We start from the raw sequence: 16152 nt of genomic DNA, 5'->3' as shown, positions 1-16152 counted from the left end.
CTCCCCGCCTTGCACCCCCTCCGAACACAACTAAGCTTGTTGCCACAGTGGCTTCGCTCGCAGCGGGCGGAACAGACGTGGTGCACAGCCTGACACCACGCATCGACTCCACGCTCACGAGCCTGCGGCTTTGGGATGACGCCTTGCGTGCCCGTCCCCGATTAAAAAGCTTGACCGAACGATCAGAAAAACATGGAAAACGGTACACATTACAAATATTTATTTGTGTACAATCATCCAACCCAAGAGCCGCGGGACGGCGGTGAAAAGGGTCTGGACACGGGTCGGCGCAGGTTTCCTTGCGTTGCCATAACCCTGGTGGTTATCGATACTGGCGCCGATTTACCAACCAACAAGAACACCCAAACCGTGGAACCTTAGAATGAGCACTGCAATCAGTCCGACTGCTTATAACTATAAGGTCGTCCGCCAGTTCGCCATCATGACGGTGGTCTGGGGGATCCTTGGCATGGGGCTCGGCGTCTTCATCGCCTCGCAACTGGTATGGCCCCAGCTCAACCTGGACCTGCCATGGACGAGCTTTGGCCGCCTGCGCCCGTTGCACACCAACCTGGTGATCTTCGCCTTCGGTGGCTGTGCCCTGTTCGGCACCAGCTACTACGTGGTGCAGCGTACCTGCCAGACCCGCCTGATCTCCGACAGCATGGCCGCCTTCACCTTCTGGGGCTGGCAGGCGGTGATCGTCGGCGCGCTGATCACCCTGCCGATGGGCTTCACCACCACCAAGGAATACGCCGAGCTCGAATGGCCACTGGCAATCCTGCTGGCCATCGTCTGGGTCACCTACGCCCTGGTGTTCTTCGGCACCATCGTCAAGCGCAAGACCAAGCACATCTACGTCGGCAACTGGTTCTACGGCGCCTTCATCGTGGTCACCGCGATGCTGCACATCGTCAACCACATCTCGCTGCCGGTGAGCCTGTTCAAGTCCTACTCGGCCTACGCCGGCGCCACCGACGCGATGATCCAGTGGTGGTACGGCCACAACGCCGTGGGCTTCTTCCTCACCACCGGCTTCCTCGGGATGATGTACTACTTCGTCCCGAAACAGGCCGAACGCCCGATCTACTCCTATCGCCTGTCGATCGTGCACTTCTGGGCGCTGATCACCCTGTATATCTGGGCAGGCCCCCACCACCTGCACTACACCGCACTGCCGGACTGGGCGCAGTCGCTGGGCATGGTGATGTCGATCATCCTCCTTGCGCCGAGCTGGGGCGGCATGATCAACGGCATGATGACCCTGTCGGGGGCCTGGCATAAGCTGCGCACCGACCCGATCCTGCGCTTTTTGGTGGTGTCGCTGGCGTTCTACGGCATGTCCACCTTCGAAGGCCCGATGATGGCCATCAAGACGGTCAACTCGCTGTCGCACTACACCGACTGGACCATCGGCCACGTCCACGCCGGCGCCCTCGGCTGGGTAGCGATGATCTCGATCGGCGCGGTCTACCACATGATCCCGAAACTCTACGGCCGCGAGCAGATGCACAGCGTCGGCCTGATCAACGCGCACTTCTGGCTGGCAACCATCGGCACCGTGCTGTACATCGCCTCGATGTGGGTCAACGGCATCACCCAGGGCCTGATGTGGCGCGCCATCAACGACGACGGCACCCTCACCTACTCCTTCGTCGAAGCCCTGCAGGCCAGCCACCCGGGCTTCATCGTCCGCGCCCTGGGCGGTGCGTTCTTCGCCTCCGGCATGCTGCTGATGGCCTACAACGTGTTCCGTACCGTGCGCGCCGCCAACCCGGTTCAGGCTGAGGAAGCCGCCAAGATCGTCGTCGTGGGAGCCCACTGATGAAGCATGAAGCAGTCGAGAAGAATATCGGCCTGATGGCCTTCTTCATGGTCATCGCCGTCAGCGTCGGTGGCCTCACCCAGATCGTCCCGCTGTTCTTCCAGGACGTCACCAACAAGCCGGTCGAGGGCATGAAGCCGCGTACCGCGCTGGAGCTCGAAGGCCGCGACATCTACATCCGCGAAGGCTGCGTGGGCTGCCACTCGCAGATGATCCGGCCGTTCCGCGCCGAGACCGAACGCTATGGCCACTACTCGGTGGCCGGCGAAAGCGTGTGGGACCACCCGTTCCTGTGGGGCTCCAAGCGCACAGGTCCCGACCTGGCCCGTGTCGGCGGCCGCTACTCGGACGACTGGCACCGCGCGCACCTGTACAACCCGCGCAACGTGGTACCGGAGTCGAAGATGCCGTCGTACCCGTGGCTGGTGGAAAACAAACTCGACGGCAAGGACACCGCCAAGAAGATGGAAGTGCTGCGCACCCTGGGCACGCCGTACACCGACGAGGACATCGCCGGTGCCAAGGACGCGGTCAAGGGCAAGACCGAGATGGACGCCATCGTGGCGTACCTGCAAGGTCTTGGCACCCTCATCAAAAGCAAACGGTGACGCTGATGGATATCGGGATGATTCGCGGCCTGGGCACCGTCGTGGTGCTGGTGGCCTTCGTGGGCCTGGCGCTGTGGGTGTTCAGCCCGCGGCGCAAGCAGGAATTCGACGAGGCGACGCAATTGCCGTTCGCGGACGATCCAGAAGCCACCCGGCACGTCGAGCAAGCAAAAGCTTCTAGGAGCAAACAACAATGACAACCTTCTGGAGTCTGTACGTCACCGTCCTGACCCTGGGCACCATCTTCGCCTTGACCTGGCTGCTGCTGTCGACCCGCAGGGGCCAGCGCGAGGAAATCACCGACGAGGTCGTCGGCCACGCCTTCGACGGCATCGAGGAGTACGACAACCCGCTGCCGAAATGGTGGTTCTGGCTGTTCGTCGGTACCGTCGTCTTCGCCCTCGGCTACCTGGTGCTGTACCCCGGCCTGGGCAACTGGAAAGGCATCCTGCCCGGCTACGCGTATGTCGATAACGACAAGAAGACCGAGTTCTCCAACGGCCAGGCCGGCTGGACCGGCGTGCACGAGTGGGAAAAGGAAATGGCCAAGGCCGACGCCCGTTTCGGGCCGATCTTCGCCAAGTTCGCCGCCATGCCGCTGGAGGACGTGGCCAAGGACCCGCAGGCCCTGAAGATGGGCGCCCGCCTGTTCGCCTCCAACTGCTCGGTGTGCCACGGTTCCGACGCCCGGGGCTCCTACGGCTTCCCCAACCTGACCGACAGCGACTGGCGCTGGGGCGGTGAGCCGCAGACCATCAAGACCACCATCATGAACGGTCGCCACGGCGTGATGCCGGGCTGGGCCACAGTGATCGGCGAACAGGGCGTGGCGGACGTGGCGGCCTTCGTGCTGACCAACCTGGACGGGCGCAAGCTGCCCGAGGACGCCAAGGCCGACCCGGCCAAGGGCCAGCAGATCTTCGCCACCAACTGCGTGGCCTGCCACGGGCCTGAAGGCAAGGGCACCCCGGCCATGGGCGCGCCTAACCTGACCCATCCGCAGGCATTCATCTACGGCTCGAGCTTCGCCCAGTTGCAGCAGACCATCCGCTATGGCCGCCAGGGGCAGATGCCGGCCCAGGCGCAGATGCAGGGTAATGACAAGGTGCACTTGCTGGCCGCTTATGTGTACAGCTTGTCGCATCAGGCGGAACCGGCCAAGACCGAGTAAGGCAGGCCTGGCCTCTTCGCGGGTAAACCCGCTCCCACAGGTACTTCACTGAACCTGTGGGAGCGGGTTTACCCGCGAAGAGGCCGGCACTGACAGCATAATTCCTGCAGGCCTCATGACCTGAATCAATTGACACCCGCCATAACACGATTCACACCACGAACCCAACGCGACTAAAGGTCGCAGCGCGCCCCGCACGCGCCATCTCAGGCGTATCATGGGCCGCAGAGCGCTAGCAGAACGCGCGAGACTGCGGCCGGCACGCACTGGCCGCGGCATTTCTCCACTGCCGTGGGACTTGATGATGAGCAAGCAAATTCCGGTACATGACGTCACCCCGCCTGCCAGCAAAGGGAAGGATTCCGTCGACCTCTACGCCTCGCGCGAAAAAATCTATACCCGCGCCTTCACCGGCATCTTCCGCAGGCTGCGGATGGTCGGTGGCGCGGCGCTGTTCCTGCTGTACTTCGGCACCGTCTGGCTGAACTGGGGCGGCCACCAGGCCGTCTGGTGGAACCTGCCCGAACGCAAGTTCTACATCTTCGGTGCCACCATCTGGCCCCAGGACTTCATCCTGCTCTCGGGGATCCTGATCGTCGCCGCCTTCGGCCTGTTCTTCATCACCGTGTACGCAGGGAGGGTCTGGTGCGGCTACACCTGTCCGCAAAGCGTATGGACCTGGGTGTTCATGTGGTGCGAGAAAGTCACCGAAGGCGACCGCAACCAGCGCATGAAGCTGGACAAGGCACCCATGAGCGCCAACAAGTTCCTGCGCAAGCTGGCCAAGCACAGCCTGTGGCTGCTGATCGGCTTCGTCACCGGCATGACCTTCGTCGGCTACTTCTCGCCCATCCGCGAGCTGGCCATCGAATTCTTTACCGGCCAGGCCGATGGCTGGGCCTACTTCTGGGTCGGCTTCTTCACCCTGGCCACCTACGGCAACGCCGGCTGGCTGCGCGAGCAGGTGTGCATCTACATGTGCCCGTACGCGCGCTTCCAGAGCGTTATGTTCGACAAGGACACCCTGATCGTCTCCTACGATCCGCGCCGCGGCGAGACCCGCGGCCCGCGCAAGAAAGACATCGACTACAAGGCCAAGGGCCTGGGCGACTGCATCGACTGCACCATGTGCGTGCAGGTCTGCCCCACCGGCATCGACATCCGTGACGGCCTGCAGATCGAGTGCATCGGCTGCGCCGCCTGCATCGACGCCTGCGACAGCATCATGGACAAGATGAACTACCCCAAGGGGCTGATCAGCTACACCACCGAACACAATCTGTCCGGGCAGAAGACCCACATGCTGCGCCCGCGCCTGATCGGCTATGCCCTGGTGCTGCTGGTGATGATCGGCGCCCTGGCCACCGCCTTCGCCACCCGCTCGCTGATCGGTTTCGACGTGGCCAAGGATCGTGTGCTGTACCGTGAGAACGCCCAGGGGCGGATCGAGAACGTCTACAGCCTGAAGGTGATGAACAAGGACCAGCGCGACCACGTCTACGTGCTCGACGCCGCCGGCCTGCCCGACCTCAAGCTCGAAGGCCAGCGCGAGATCCGCGTTAGCGCCGGCGACATCGTCAACCTGCCGGTGCAGTTGTCGGTTGCCCCGGAACAACTGCCCTCGACCACCAACGAAATCACCTTCATCCTCAAGGACGCCGACGACAGCGCCAGCCAGGTTGAAGCCAAGAGCCGTTTCATCGGCCCACAGATCCGCTGAGAGAGAACACCAACAATGCCTGCAGCCACCGCCGCCAGCCCCTGGTACAAGCACCTCTGGCCCTGGATCATCATCGGCATCCTGGCCACTTCGGTGTGCCTGAGCCTGACCATGGTCAGCATTGCCGTGCGCAACCCGGACAACCTGGTCAACGACAACTACTACGAGGCCGGCAAGGGCATCAACCGCTCGCTGGACCGCGAACTGCTGGCCCAGACCCTCAACCTCAAGGCCAGCGTGCACCTGGACGAGCTGACCGGCGAAGTGGAAGTGCGCCTGACCGGCAACAGCGACCCGCAGGCGCTGGAGCTGAACCTGATCTCGCCGACCCAGCCGGACAAGGACCGCAGGGTGCCGCTGATCCGCGCCGAGCAGGGCCGCTATGTCGGCCAGCTCGACGACAAGGTCCAGGGGCGACGCTTCGTCGAGCTGCTGGGCAGCCAGGATGAGCATGTGTGGCGGTTGTTCGAGGAGGAGAAGGTCGAGCATGGGGTGACCTTGCAGCTGGGGGATGAGGCGTTGCAAGGTGCCGAGCACCAGCAATGAACCGCCGCACCGCCGGGGGCGCCTTGCGCCCCTTTCGCGACACAAGGCCGCTCCTACAGGGACACGCGATCCCCTGTAGGAGCGGCCTTGCGTCGCGAAAGGGCTGCAAAGCAGCCCCAACAACCTCAAAGTACAAGACCGCACCAAAATGACCCAACCCACCCCCTGCTACCACTGCGCCCTGCCCGTCCCCGCCGGCAACCGCTTCACCGCCGTGGTCCTCGGCGAGCCGCGACAGTTCTGCTGCCCCGGCTGCCAGGCAGTGGCCGAGTCCATCGTCGCCGGCGGCCTGGAGCACTACTACCAGCACCGCAGCGACACCAGCGCCAACCCCGAAGCCCTACCCCGCCAGCTCCAGGATGAACTGGCGCTGTACGACCGCAGCGATGTGCAGCAATCGTTCGTGCGCCATGCCGGCGAGCTGGCCGAAACCATCCTGATGGTCGAGGGCATCAGCTGCGCCGCCTGCGGCTGGCTGATCGAGAAGCACCTGCGCAACCTGGCCGGCGTCGACGACGCCCGCTTGAACCTGTCCAACCACCGCCTGCTGGTCAGCTGGGACGACCAGCAACTGCCACTGTCCAGACTGCTGGCCGAGCTGCGCCAGATCGGCTACGCCGCCCACCCCTACCAGCCCGACCAGGCCGCCGAACAGCTTGCCCGGGAAAACCGCAGCGCCTTGCGCCGCCTGGGCGTGGCAGGGCTGCTGTGGTTCCAGGCGATGATGGCGACCATGGCCACCTGGCCGGAATTCAACATCGACCTGTCGCCCGAGCTGCACACCATCCTGCGCTGGGTCGCGCTGTTCCTCACCACCCCCATCGTGTTCTACAGCTGCGCGCCGTTCTTCAAGGGCGCGGCCCGCGACCTGCGCACCCGCCACCTGACCATGGACGTCTCGGTGTCGCTGGCCATCGCCCTGGCCTACTGCGCCGGGATCTGGACCGCGATCACCGGCAGCGGCGAGCTGTACTTCGACACCGTCGGCATGTTCGCCCTGTTCCTGCTCACTGGCCGCTATCTGGAGCGCCGGGCCCGCGAGCGCACTGCAGCGGCAACCGCGCAACTGGTCAACCTGTTGCCGGCCTCGTGCCTGCGCCTGGACGCCAACGGTCAGGGCGAGCGCATCCTGCTCGGCGAACTGCAGTGCGGCGACCAGGTGCAGGTGCTGCCCGGCGCCGTGATCCCGGCCGACGGGCTGATCGTCGACGGTCGCTCCAGCGTCGACGAATCGCTGCTGACCGGTGAATACCTGCCCCTGGCCCGCCGCGTCGGCGACCGTGTGACCGGTGGCACCCTCAACGTCGAAAGCACCCTCACCGTCGAGGTCCAGGCCCTGGGCCAGGACTCGCGCCTGTCGGCCATCGTCCGCCTGCTGGAGCGCGCCCAGTCGGAAAAACCGCGCCTGGCGGAAATCGCCGACCGCGCCTCGCAATGGTTCCTGTTGTTCACCCTGGTGGCCGCCGCCGTGATCGGCGTGGTCTGGTGGCAACTGGATGCGCCACGGGCGTTCTGGATCGTCCTGGCCATGCTGGTCGCCACCTGCCCTTGCGCCCTGTCGCTGGCCACGCCGACCGCCCTTACCGCCGCCACCGGCAGCCTGCACAAGCTCGGCCTGCTGGTCACCCGCGGGCATGTGCTGGAGGGGCTGAACCAGATCGACACGGTGATCTTCGACAAGACCGGCACCCTCACCGAGGGCCGCCTGGCCCTGCGCAGCGTGCGTCCGCTGGGCCGACTGGACAGCGACCAGTGCCTGGCGCTGGCCGCCGCGCTGGAGAACCGCTCCGAGCACCCTATCGCCCGCGCCTTCGGCCGCGCCGCCGAGGCCGCCGAAAGCGTCAGCGCCATGCCGGGGCTGGGCCTGGAAGGCGAGTTGGCCGGCCAGCGCCTGCGCATCGGCCAGGCCGCCTTCGTCTGCGCCCTCAGCGGCGCCGAGGTCCCCGCCGTGCCGGAGCCACGCGGGCAATGGTTGCTGCTGGGGGACCGGCAAGGGCCGCTGGCCTGGTTCGGACTGGACGACCGCCTGCGCGACGACGCCCAGGACCTGGTGGCCGCCTGCAAGGCCCGGGGCTGGCAAACGCTGCTGCTGTCCGGCGACAGCTCGCCAATGGTCGCGGAAGTGGCCACGCAACTGGGCATCGACCAGGCGATCGGCGGCCTGCGCCCGGACGACAAGCTGACCCGCCTCAAGGCCCTGCAAGGCGAGGGCCACAAGGTGCTGATGCTCGGCGATGGCGTCAACGACGTGCCGGTGCTGGCCGCCGCCGACATCAGCATCGCCATGGGCAGCGCCACCGACCTTGCCAAGACCAGCGCCGACGCGGTGCTGCTGTCCAACCGCCTGCAGGCGCTGGTGCAGGCCTTCGACCTGGCTCGCCGGACCCGCCGCAACATTGTCGAGAACCTGCTCTGGGCGACGCTGTACAATGGCCTCATGCTGCCGTTCGCCGCGATCGGCTGGATCACCCCGGTGTGGGCGGCGATCGGCATGTCGGTCAGTTCGCTGATCGTGGTGCTCAACGCCCTGCGCCTGACCCGGCTACCCGCCGAGGCGGCGCCGGGCGCGCGCGAGCCGACGTCGCTCGAAAGGAAACCGCTATGCCCGCCCTCTACGTGATGATCCCCGCCGCCCTGCTGCTGGTCGGCGTCGCCGTGTATATCTTCTTCTGGGCGGTGGACAGCGGCCAGTACGACGACCTCGAAGGCCCGGCCCACAGCATCCTGTTCGATGACCAGGACCCGCGCCACCAGGCCGCCGTGAAGCCCGGAGATGAACAGCCCGACGACAAGGACCCCACGCCACGTGCCTGAACTGATTCCGCTCCTGGGCTCGGCGCTGGTCCTGGGCCTGCTCGGTGGCGGCCACTGCCTGGGCATGTGCGGCGGCCTGATGGGCGCCCTCACCCTGGCCATCCCTGCTGAACAGCGCGGCCGCCGCCTACGCCTGCTGCTGGCCTACAACCTCGGGCGCATCCTCAGCTATGCCGCCGCCGGTCTGTTGCTCGGCCTTGCCGGCGTGGCGCTGGCCAGCAGCCCGCTGGCCATCGGCTTGCGCGTTGTCGCGGCACTGCTGCTGATCGCCATGGGCCTGTACCTGGCCGGCTGGTGGAGTGGGCTGACCCGTATCGAGGCGCTCGGACGCGGCCTGTGGCGCCATGTGCAACCGCTCGCCACCCGACTGCTGCCGGTGTCCAGCCTGCCCCGCGCCCTGCTGCTGGGCGCCCTGTGGGGCTGGCTGCCGTGCGGCCTGGTGTACAGCACCCTGCTGTGGGCAGCGAGCCAGGGCGATGCGCTGCACAGCGCGGCGCTGATGCTGGCGTTCGGCGTCGGCACCTGGCCGGTGCTGCTGGCCACCGGGCTTGCCGCCGAGCGCGTGGGTCGCCTGCTGCGCAAGCGCGGGGTGCGCATGGCCGGCGGCGTGCTGGTGATCCTCTTTGGCCTATGGACACTGCCCGGGCCTCACCAGCATTGGTTGATGGGACATTGATCGCGGGGCAAGCCCGCTCCCACGCCAGCTCCGCGCCAACGCGTGGGAGCTGGCTTGCCCTGCGACAGGGTCGCCAACTCACCTTGATACAAATCAACACGACTTCTTACATCCGCCCCTAGACTCCGGACACTGCAGCTCTATCCGGGGACCACCCACATGCTCGACGACCTACGCTGGGACGCCGACCTGATTCGTCGCTACGATCTGGCCGGGCCACGCTACACCTCCTATCCGACCGCCGTGCAACTGCACGGCGAAGTGGGCTCGTTCGACCTGCTTCACGCCCTGCGCGAAAGCCGCCGCGCCACGCGCCCGCTGTCGTTGTACGTACACGTGCCGTTCTGCGCCAACATCTGCTACTACTGCGCCTGCAACAAGGTCATCACCAAGGACCGTGGCCGCGCCGCGCCCTACCTGCAGCGCCTGGAGCAGGAAATCCAGCTGATCGCCTGCCACCTCGACCCGAAACAGGTGGTCGAGCAGCTGCACTTCGGCGGCGGCACGCCGACCTTCCTCAGCCATGTCGAACTGCGCCAGCTGATGGCCACCCTGCGCCAGCACTTCCACCTGCTGGACGACGACTCCGGCGACTACGGCATCGAGATCGACCCGCGCGAGGCCGACTGGTCAACCATGGGCCTGCTGCGCGAGCTGGGCTTCAACCGCGTCAGCCTCGGCGTGCAGGACCTCGATCCGGCCGTGCAGCGCGCGGTCAACCGCCTGCAGAGCCTGGAGCAGACCCGCACCCTGATCGAGGCGGCGCGCACCCTGCAATTTCGCTCGATCAACCTCGACCTGATCTACGGCTTGCCGAAGCAGACTCCGGAAGGTTTCGCCCGTACCGTCGACGAGGTAATCCGCCTGCAGCCCGACCGCCTGTCGGTATTCAACTACGCGCACCTGCCCGAGCGCTTCATGCCCCAGCGGCGCATCGACAGCGCCGACCTGCCGGCACCGGCGGCCAAGCTGGAAATGCTCCACGCCACCATCGACCAACTGACCGCCGCCGGCTACCGCTACATCGGCATGGACCACTTCGCCCTGCCCGACGACGAGCTGGCCATTGCCCAGGAGGAAGGCACCCTGCAGCGAAACTTCCAGGGCTACACCACCCATGGCCACTGCGACCTGATCGGCCTGGGCGTGTCGGCGATCAGCCAGATCGGCGACCTGTACTGCCAGAACAGTAGCGACCTCAATACCTACCAGGACACGCTCTCCACCGCCCAGTTGGCGACCCAGCGTGGCCTTTTGTGCAACCAGGACGACCGTCTGCGCCGAGCAGTGATCCAGCAACTTATCTGCCACTTCGAACTGGATTTCGAGGCGTTCGAGCAGGCCTTCACCATCGATTTTCGTGGCTACTTCAAGGAGCTGTGGCCACAGCTGCAAGCCATGCAGCGCGACGGCCTGATCAGCCTGGACAGCAAAGGCATCCGCATCCAGCCGGCCGGCCGCCTCCTGGCGCGCTCGGTATGCATGGTGTTCGACGCCTACCTCGCGCAGCAGAATCGCCAGCGTTTCTCGCGGGTGATCTGAGGCGATTGAGGCGTTTCACCGCATGGACAGCCCGCCTTTCGGGGCACACTATGGACAGTTGAACGGTAGCGGAACACCCCTTCCCTGCCGCCGCTAGCGTGCACCAAAAATGCGCACACTGGCCTACAGCCCATGCCGCAGGTTATCCTTACGGCTTATGTGTGCTTTCCCACAAGGATCGAAAGAAATGTCCGAGCCAGTAAAACTGCGCCCACACAACCAGGCCCACTGCAAGGATTGCAGCCTGGCCCCCCTGTGCCTGCCCCTGTCCCTGAACCTGGAAGACATGGATGCACTGGACGAAATCGTCAAACGCGGTCGCCCGCTGAAGAAAGGCGAATTCCTGTTCCGCCAGGGTGACAATTTCGGCTCGGTCTACGCGGTTCGCTCTGGCGCCCTGAAAACCTTCAGCCTCAGTGATGCCGGCGAAGAGCAGATCACCGGCTTCCACCTGCCCAGCGAGCTGGTCGGCCTGTCCGGCATGGACACCGAGGCCTATCCGGTGTCGGCCCAGGCCCAGGAAACCACCTCGGTGTGCGAAATCCCCTTCGAGCGCCTCGACGAGCTCTCGGTGCAGCTGCCGCAACTGCGTCGCCAGCTGATGCGGGTGATGAGCCGCGAGATCCGCGACGACCAGCAGATGATGCTGCTGCTGTCGAAGAAGACCGCCGACGAGCGTATCGCCACCTTCCTGGTCAACCTGTCGGCGCGCTTCCGTGCCCGCGGCTATTCGGCCAACCAGTTCCGCCTGAGCATGTCGCGCAACGAGATCGGCAACTACCTGGGCCTGGCGGTGGAAACCGTGTCGCGGGTGTTCACCCGCTTCCAGCAAAACGGTCTGCTCAAGGCCGAGGGCAAGGAAGTGCACATCCTCGACCCGATCCAGCTGTGCGCGCTGGCCGGTGGTGCGCTGGACGCCTGATCGCCCTGCGGACAGGGTATACTGGCGCCGAGTTTTTCCAGGATACCCGCCCATGCACAGCGACACCTTCGACCTCAAAGCCCTGATCCGCCCGGTAGTGGACTTTCCCAAGCCGGGCGTGATCTTCCGCGACATCACCCCGCTGTTCCAGTCGCCGCGCGGGCTGCGCTATGTCGCCGACCAGTTCATCGAGCGCTATGTCGAAGCCGAGTTCAGCCATATCGGCGCCATGGACGCGCGGGGTTTCCTGATCGGCTCGATCATCGCCCACCAGCTGAACAAACCGCTGATCCTGTTCCGCAAGCAGGGCAAGCTGCCGGCCGACGTGCTGTCGGAGGGTTACCAGACCGAGTACGGCGAAGCCTTCCTGGAAGTGCACGCCGACAGCCTCTGCGATGGCGACTCGGTATTGATCTTCGATGACCTGATCGCCACCGGCGGCACCCTGCTGGCCGCGGCCAACCTGGTGCGTCGCACCGGCGCCCAGGTGTTCGAGGCGGCGGCAATCATCGACCTGCCGGAGCTGGAAGGTTCGCGCCGGCTGCAGGCAGCCGGGGTGCCGACCTTCTGCCTGACCGAGTTCTCCCTCAGCGAATATTAAAAGCAGCAGCAAGCTGCAAGCCTCAAGCTGCAAGTAAAAGCAGGTCAGCGCATAACCGCCTTTACTTGTCGCTTGCAGCTTGCAGCTTGCAGCTTCAAAGCGAAATCGGCCTGCGTCCGGCAAACGCATGGGCCAGCGTACCGCCATCCACCAGCTCCAGCTCCCCGCCCAGTGGCACGCCATGGGCAATACGCGTGGCAGCCAGGCCCTTCTCGGCCAGCAACTGGGCGATGTAATGGGCAGTCGCCTCCCCTTCCACCGTGGGGTTGGTGGCCAGGATCACCTCGCTGAAGGTGCCCTGCTCCTCGATCCGCGCCATCAGCTGCGGAATACCGATGGCCTCAGGCCCCAGCCCATCAAGCGGCGACAGGTGCCCCTTGAGCACGAAATAGCGACCGCGATAGCCAGTCTGCTCCACCGCGTACACATCCATCGGCCCTTCCACCACGCACAGCTGGCTGTCATCGCGGCGTGGATCGGCGCACTGCGGGCACAGCTCCTGCTCGGTCAGGGTCCGGCACTGCCGGCAGTGGCCGACGCCTTCCATGGCCTGGCTCAGGGCCTGGGCCAGGCGCGTGCCGCCGCTGCGGTCGCGTTCGAGCAGCTGCAAGGCCATGCGTTGGGCGGTTTTCTGGCCAACGCCGGGCAGGATGCGCAGGGCGTCGATCAGTTGGCGGATCAGGGGGCTGAAGCTCATGTGTGCAGGCCTGCCAATTCAGGAAACAGAATGAACAAGGGAGCAACGACCGTCGGGTCGTTGCTCCCCATGTGAAGCCAGAAGCCGATCAGAACGGCATCTTGAAACCAGGCGGCAGCTGCATGCCAGCGGTCATGCCGCCCATCTTTTCCTGGCTGCTCTGCTCGATCTTGCGCACGGCGTCGTTCAGCGCGGCGGCGATCAGGTCCTCGAGCACTTCCTTGTCGTCGGCGTCGGTCGACATCAGGCTCTGGTCGATGCTGACGCGCTTGACGTCGTGGCGACCGGTCATCACCACGCTGACCAGACCGCCGCCGGACTGGCCGGTGACTTCCGCGTTGGCCAGCTCTTCCTGCATCTTCTGCATCTTTTCCTGCATCTGCTGGGCCTGCTTCATCAGGCCGGCCATGCCACCTTTCATCATGGGGGTATACCTCGATTGGGTCATGTGATGCGGCCCGGCACAGGCGGGCCGCATGGTTATCCGTTCATTGGCCCTGGCTGGCCAGGGCGTCTACAGGCTCAATAGTATCCTGCCTGACCGTCGCGCCGAACTGCCGGATCATCTGCTGGATGAGCGGATCCTGCTCGATCGACACCACAGCGTCATGCTGGCGCTCGGCGCGCTTGCGCGAGGCGGCCTGGGCCGGGGTTTCCTGCTCGGGGCGGATCAGCTCGATCTTCAGGCGAATCTCGCGGCCCAGCTGCTGGTTGAGCGCGTCGTTCAGGCGGCGCTGCTGCGTCGAATTGAACAGCGCGCCCTGCCCCGGATCCAGGTGCAACAGCCAGTCATCGCCATCGGCGGCGATCAGCGTACAGTTTGCGGCGATGTTGCCTGTCATACCGGAGACAGGCAACTGTGGGAATAATTCCAGCCATTGCAGGGCCAGCCCGGTCGCGGGCATCGCCGCTGGCAGCGGCTCCGCCTGGGCGGGCGCCTCTTCCTGCACGTGCTCGGCCAGCTCGTCCAGGTAGCTGAAGCCGGCCGGGTCGCTGTCGGGCGCGTAGTAGTCCTCGTCCGCCGGCGGCTCGTCGTCGCGGTCCATGCCCGCCGGGCTGTAGGCCGACGGGTCGAACGGCGGCTCGTCGTAGTCCGGCTGCTGGCTGGCCACCTCGACTGCGGGTGCCGGCTCGGGCGGTTGCTCGGGCGCAACCGGCGCCAGCGCAGCTACGGGCTCTTCCCAAGGCAGGTCGATGACTTCCTCGGCAGGCTGCGGCTCTGGCTCAGGCTCCGATTGCGGTGCATCGGCCACTTCGGCAACGACAGGCACTTCGACGACCGGCGGCTCGACCGGTACAGGCGGCTCGACCACGGGTGCCGGCGCGACAGTTTCAGCGTCAGGCCTGGCGGCAACAGGCGACGCCACGACCGCAGGCGCCGCTGCCACCGGTTGGGCCGGATCAGCTGTGGCCTGGCTGATCCCCACCGGCTTTAGTATCGGTTTCGGCGCGTCATCGGTGTCGGCCGGGCGGAACGCCAGCATGCGCAGCAGGACCATTTCGAAGCCGCCGCGCGGATCCGGCGCCAGTGGCAGGTCGCGCCGGCCGATCAGACCCATCTGGTAGTAGAACTGCACATCCTCGGCCGGCAGGGCCTGGGCCAGCGCCAGCACGCGCTCACGGTCGCCCTGGCCGTTGTCGACCGCCTCAGGCAGCGCCTGGGCAATGGCGACCCGGTGCAGCACATTGAGCATTTCCGACAGCACGCCATTCCAGTCCGGACCTTGCTCGGCCAGGTCGCGCACCGCCTCCAGCAATGCCCGGGCATCGCCTTCGAGCAAGGCCTGCAGCACACCGTATACCTGGCCATGGTCGAGAGTGCCGAGCATCGCCCGCACATCGGCGGCCAGCACCTTGCCCTCGCCAAAGGCGATGGCCTGGTCGGTCAGGCTCATGGCGTCGCGCATCGAGCCATCGGCGGCGCGGCCGAGCAGCCACAGGGCGTCTTCCTCGAACGGCACGCTCTCGGCGCCCAGCACATGGGTCAGGTGCTCGACCACCCGCTCCGGGCTCATGTTCTTCAGCGAGAACTGCAGGCAGCGCGACAGGATGGTCGCCGGCAGCTTCTGCGGGTCGGTGGTGGCGAGGATGAACTTGACGTAGGGCGGCGGCTCTTCCAGCGTCTTCAACAAGGCGTTGAACGAGTGGGTGGAGAGCATGTGCACTTCGTCGATCAGGTAGACCTTGAAGCGCCCGCGGCTCGGCGCGTACTGCACGTTGTCGAGCAGCTCGCGGGTGTCTTCGACCTTGGTGCGGCTGGCGGCGTCGATCTCGATCAGGTCGACGAATCGGCCTTCGTCGATCTCCCGGCACACCGAACAGGTGCCGCACGGGGTGGAGGTGATGCCGGTCTCGCAGTTCAGGCACTTGGCGATGATCCGCGCAATGGTGGTCTTGCCCACGCCGCGGGTACCGGTGAACAGATAGGCGTGGTGCAGGCGCTGGTTGTCCAGGGCGTTGATCAAAGCCTTGAGCACATGGGTCTGGCCGACCATTTCGCGGAACGAGCGCGGACGCCATTTACGTGCAAGAACCTGATAACTCATCAAAAAACCATCGTGACCGGAGCGGGCGGAAAGAGCGCTAATGCTAGCGGAGCGGGGCCGAAATTGCACCCTGCCGATCTCGACTAAGCTCAGTAACGGGCACACGGACGGCGGATCAGGGAGGATGAGGCGTGCGGCGAGTCCTGGCTATCCTGTTGCTGTGGACCACCCAAAGCCTGGCGCAACCGCCGGTGCTGCGCTTCTCGATTGCCGAAAGCTGGAGCATGCCGCTGATGCGCACCGAGGACCAGCAGCCGGTGGAGGGCATCCTGTTCGAGCTGATGCAGGCCATTGCCCGGGAAGCCGACGCACGCCCCCAGTACCATGTGATGGCCCGCCTGCGCCTGGAAGAGGCGATGCAGGCCGGCGAAATCGACGTGCGCTGCTATGTCTCCGCGCAATGGCTGAGCGACCGACCGGGCGATTACCTGTGGAGCATCCCCATCATCGAACAGCGCGACCTGCTGATCGGTCGCCCCGGCGA

The 16152-nt window shown here is 65.5% G+C and carries 15 protein-coding genes and 1 pseudogene; 13 read left to right on the top strand and 3 right to left on the bottom strand.

Annotation, left to right across the window (positions count from 1 at the left end):
• Positions 1–382: 382 nt before the first annotated feature.
• From ccoN to DMX06_RS25610, 12 genes are all read left to right on the top strand, one after another.
• Entirely contained in the window at positions 383–1825 is a 1443-nt protein-coding gene (ccoN, locus tag DMX06_RS25665; protein ID WP_011533054.1) for a cytochrome-c oxidase, cbb3-type subunit I, read from the top strand.
• The gene (gene ccoO, locus DMX06_RS25660) at positions 1825–2433 is read left to right on the top strand and encodes a cytochrome-c oxidase, cbb3-type subunit II (protein ID WP_110739936.1); all 609 of its coding nucleotides are present in this window, start codon (positions 1825–1827) and stop codon (positions 2431–2433) included. The genes ccoN and ccoO overlap by 1 nt, the downstream gene beginning before the upstream one ends.
• Positions 2434–2438: 5 nt before the next feature.
• Positions 2439–2630 (top strand): CcoQ/FixQ family Cbb3-type cytochrome c oxidase assembly chaperone, encoded by a 192-nt coding sequence (locus DMX06_RS25655; RefSeq protein ID WP_028692875.1) that lies wholly within the window; start codon positions 2439–2441, stop codon positions 2628–2630.
• Positions 2627–3604, top strand: coding sequence for a cytochrome-c oxidase, cbb3-type subunit III (gene ccoP / locus DMX06_RS25650; RefSeq protein WP_110739935.1), 978 nt, complete (start codon positions 2627–2629; stop codon positions 3602–3604). Before DMX06_RS25655 ends, ccoP begins: the two co-directional genes overlap by 4 nt.
• A 304-nt stretch (positions 3605–3908) precedes the next feature.
• The gene (gene ccoG / locus DMX06_RS25645) at positions 3909–5324 is read left to right on the top strand and encodes a cytochrome c oxidase accessory protein CcoG (RefSeq protein WP_110739934.1); all 1416 of its coding nucleotides are present in this window, start codon (positions 3909–3911) and stop codon (positions 5322–5324) included.
• A gap of 15 nt (positions 5325–5339) precedes the next feature.
• Entirely contained in the window at positions 5340–5870 is a 531-nt protein-coding gene (locus tag DMX06_RS25640) for a FixH family protein (protein WP_110739933.1), read from the top strand.
• A gap of 148 nt (positions 5871–6018) precedes the next feature.
• Entirely contained in the window at positions 6019–8490 is a 2472-nt protein-coding gene (locus DMX06_RS25635; protein WP_110739932.1) for a heavy metal translocating P-type ATPase, read from the top strand.
• The gene (gene ccoS, locus DMX06_RS25630; RefSeq protein WP_110739931.1) at positions 8472–8684 is read left to right on the top strand and encodes a cbb3-type cytochrome oxidase assembly protein CcoS; all 213 of its coding nucleotides are present in this window, start codon (positions 8472–8474) and stop codon (positions 8682–8684) included. The genes DMX06_RS25635 and ccoS overlap by 19 nt, the downstream gene beginning before the upstream one ends.
• Positions 8677–9360 carry a sulfite exporter TauE/SafE family protein gene (locus tag DMX06_RS25625; RefSeq protein ID WP_110739930.1) on the top strand — a complete coding sequence of 228 codons (684 nt, stop codon included), beginning with the start codon at positions 8677–8679 and terminating at the stop codon, positions 9358–9360. Before ccoS ends, DMX06_RS25625 begins: the two co-directional genes overlap by 8 nt.
• 159 nt (positions 9361–9519) lie before the next feature.
• Positions 9520–10902 carry an oxygen-independent coproporphyrinogen III oxidase gene (hemN, locus tag DMX06_RS25620; protein ID WP_110739929.1) on the top strand — a complete coding sequence of 461 codons (1383 nt, stop codon included), beginning with the start codon at positions 9520–9522 and terminating at the stop codon, positions 10900–10902.
• Positions 10903–11089: 187 nt separating this feature from the next.
• Entirely contained in the window at positions 11090–11824 is a 735-nt protein-coding gene (fnrA, locus tag DMX06_RS25615; protein ID WP_110739928.1) for a Crp/Fnr family transcriptional regulator FnrA, read from the top strand.
• 52 nt (positions 11825–11876) lie between these two features.
• A complete protein-coding gene (locus DMX06_RS25610) occupies positions 11877–12425 on the top strand; it encodes an adenine phosphoribosyltransferase (RefSeq protein ID WP_038705708.1) in 549 nt (182 codons plus the stop codon).
• Between the two features lie 94 nt (positions 12426–12519).
• On the opposite strand, the gene recR is transcribed toward DMX06_RS25610, so the two are convergent.
• The 3 genes from recR to dnaX form a co-directional block, all read right to left on the bottom strand.
• Positions 12520–13122 (bottom strand): recombination mediator RecR, encoded by a 603-nt coding sequence (recR, locus tag DMX06_RS25605; protein WP_028692866.1) that lies wholly within the window; start codon positions 13120–13122, stop codon positions 12520–12522.
• 88 nt (positions 13123–13210) lie between these two features.
• Entirely contained in the window at positions 13211–13546 is a 336-nt protein-coding gene (locus DMX06_RS25600; RefSeq protein ID WP_023632783.1) for a YbaB/EbfC family nucleoid-associated protein, read from the bottom strand.
• Positions 13547–13610: 64 nt separating this feature from the next.
• Positions 13611–15668, bottom strand: coding sequence for a DNA polymerase III subunit gamma/tau (gene dnaX / locus DMX06_RS25595; RefSeq protein WP_110739927.1), 2058 nt, complete (start codon positions 15666–15668; stop codon positions 13611–13613).
• 131 nt (positions 15669–15799) lie between these two features.
• Between dnaX and DMX06_RS25590 the strand changes: the two are divergent.
• Positions 15800–16152: pseudogene (locus DMX06_RS25590) on the top strand (transporter substrate-binding domain-containing protein); the annotation flags it as partial.

This window comes from Pseudomonas mosselii (assembly GCF_003205295.1).
Taxonomy (GTDB): domain Bacteria; phylum Pseudomonadota; class Gammaproteobacteria; order Pseudomonadales; family Pseudomonadaceae; genus Aquipseudomonas; species Aquipseudomonas mosselii_B.
Note: the sequence above shows the minus strand (reverse complement) of the source record. Positions and strands in the feature narration are given on the sequence as shown.

Excerpts from the sequence above, each read along its gene's own strand:
- DMX06_RS25600 (WP_023632783.1), bottom strand. The coding sequence starts at position 13,546 with ATGATGAAAGGTGGCATGGCCGGCCTGATGAAGCAGGCCCAGCAGATG.
- fnrA (WP_110739928.1), top strand. The coding sequence starts at position 11,090 with ATGTCCGAGCCAGTAAAACTGCGCCCACACAACCAGGCCCACTGCAAG.
- DMX06_RS25635 (WP_110739932.1), top strand. The coding sequence starts at position 6,019 with ATGACCCAACCCACCCCCTGCTACCACTGCGCCCTGCCCGTCCCCGCC.
- DMX06_RS25640 (WP_110739933.1), top strand. The coding sequence starts at position 5,340 with ATGCCTGCAGCCACCGCCGCCAGCCCCTGGTACAAGCACCTCTGGCCC.
- ccoN (WP_011533054.1), top strand. The coding sequence starts at position 383 with ATGAGCACTGCAATCAGTCCGACTGCTTATAACTATAAGGTCGTCCGC.
- hemN (WP_110739929.1), top strand. The coding sequence starts at position 9,520 with ATGCTCGACGACCTACGCTGGGACGCCGACCTGATTCGTCGCTACGAT.
- recR (WP_028692866.1), bottom strand. The coding sequence starts at position 13,122 with ATGAGCTTCAGCCCCCTGATCCGCCAACTGATCGACGCCCTGCGCATC.
- ccoO (WP_110739936.1), top strand. The coding sequence starts at position 1,825 with ATGAAGCATGAAGCAGTCGAGAAGAATATCGGCCTGATGGCCTTCTTC.
- DMX06_RS25610 (WP_038705708.1), top strand. The coding sequence starts at position 11,877 with ATGCACAGCGACACCTTCGACCTCAAAGCCCTGATCCGCCCGGTAGTG.
- dnaX (WP_110739927.1), bottom strand. The coding sequence starts at position 15,668 with ATGAGTTATCAGGTTCTTGCACGTAAATGGCGTCCGCGCTCGTTCCGC.
- ccoP (WP_110739935.1), top strand. The coding sequence starts at position 2,627 with ATGACAACCTTCTGGAGTCTGTACGTCACCGTCCTGACCCTGGGCACC.
- ccoS (WP_110739931.1), top strand. The coding sequence starts at position 8,472 with ATGCCCGCCCTCTACGTGATGATCCCCGCCGCCCTGCTGCTGGTCGGC.
- DMX06_RS25655 (WP_028692875.1), top strand. The coding sequence starts at position 2,439 with ATGGATATCGGGATGATTCGCGGCCTGGGCACCGTCGTGGTGCTGGTG.
- ccoG (WP_110739934.1), top strand. The coding sequence starts at position 3,909 with ATGAGCAAGCAAATTCCGGTACATGACGTCACCCCGCCTGCCAGCAAA.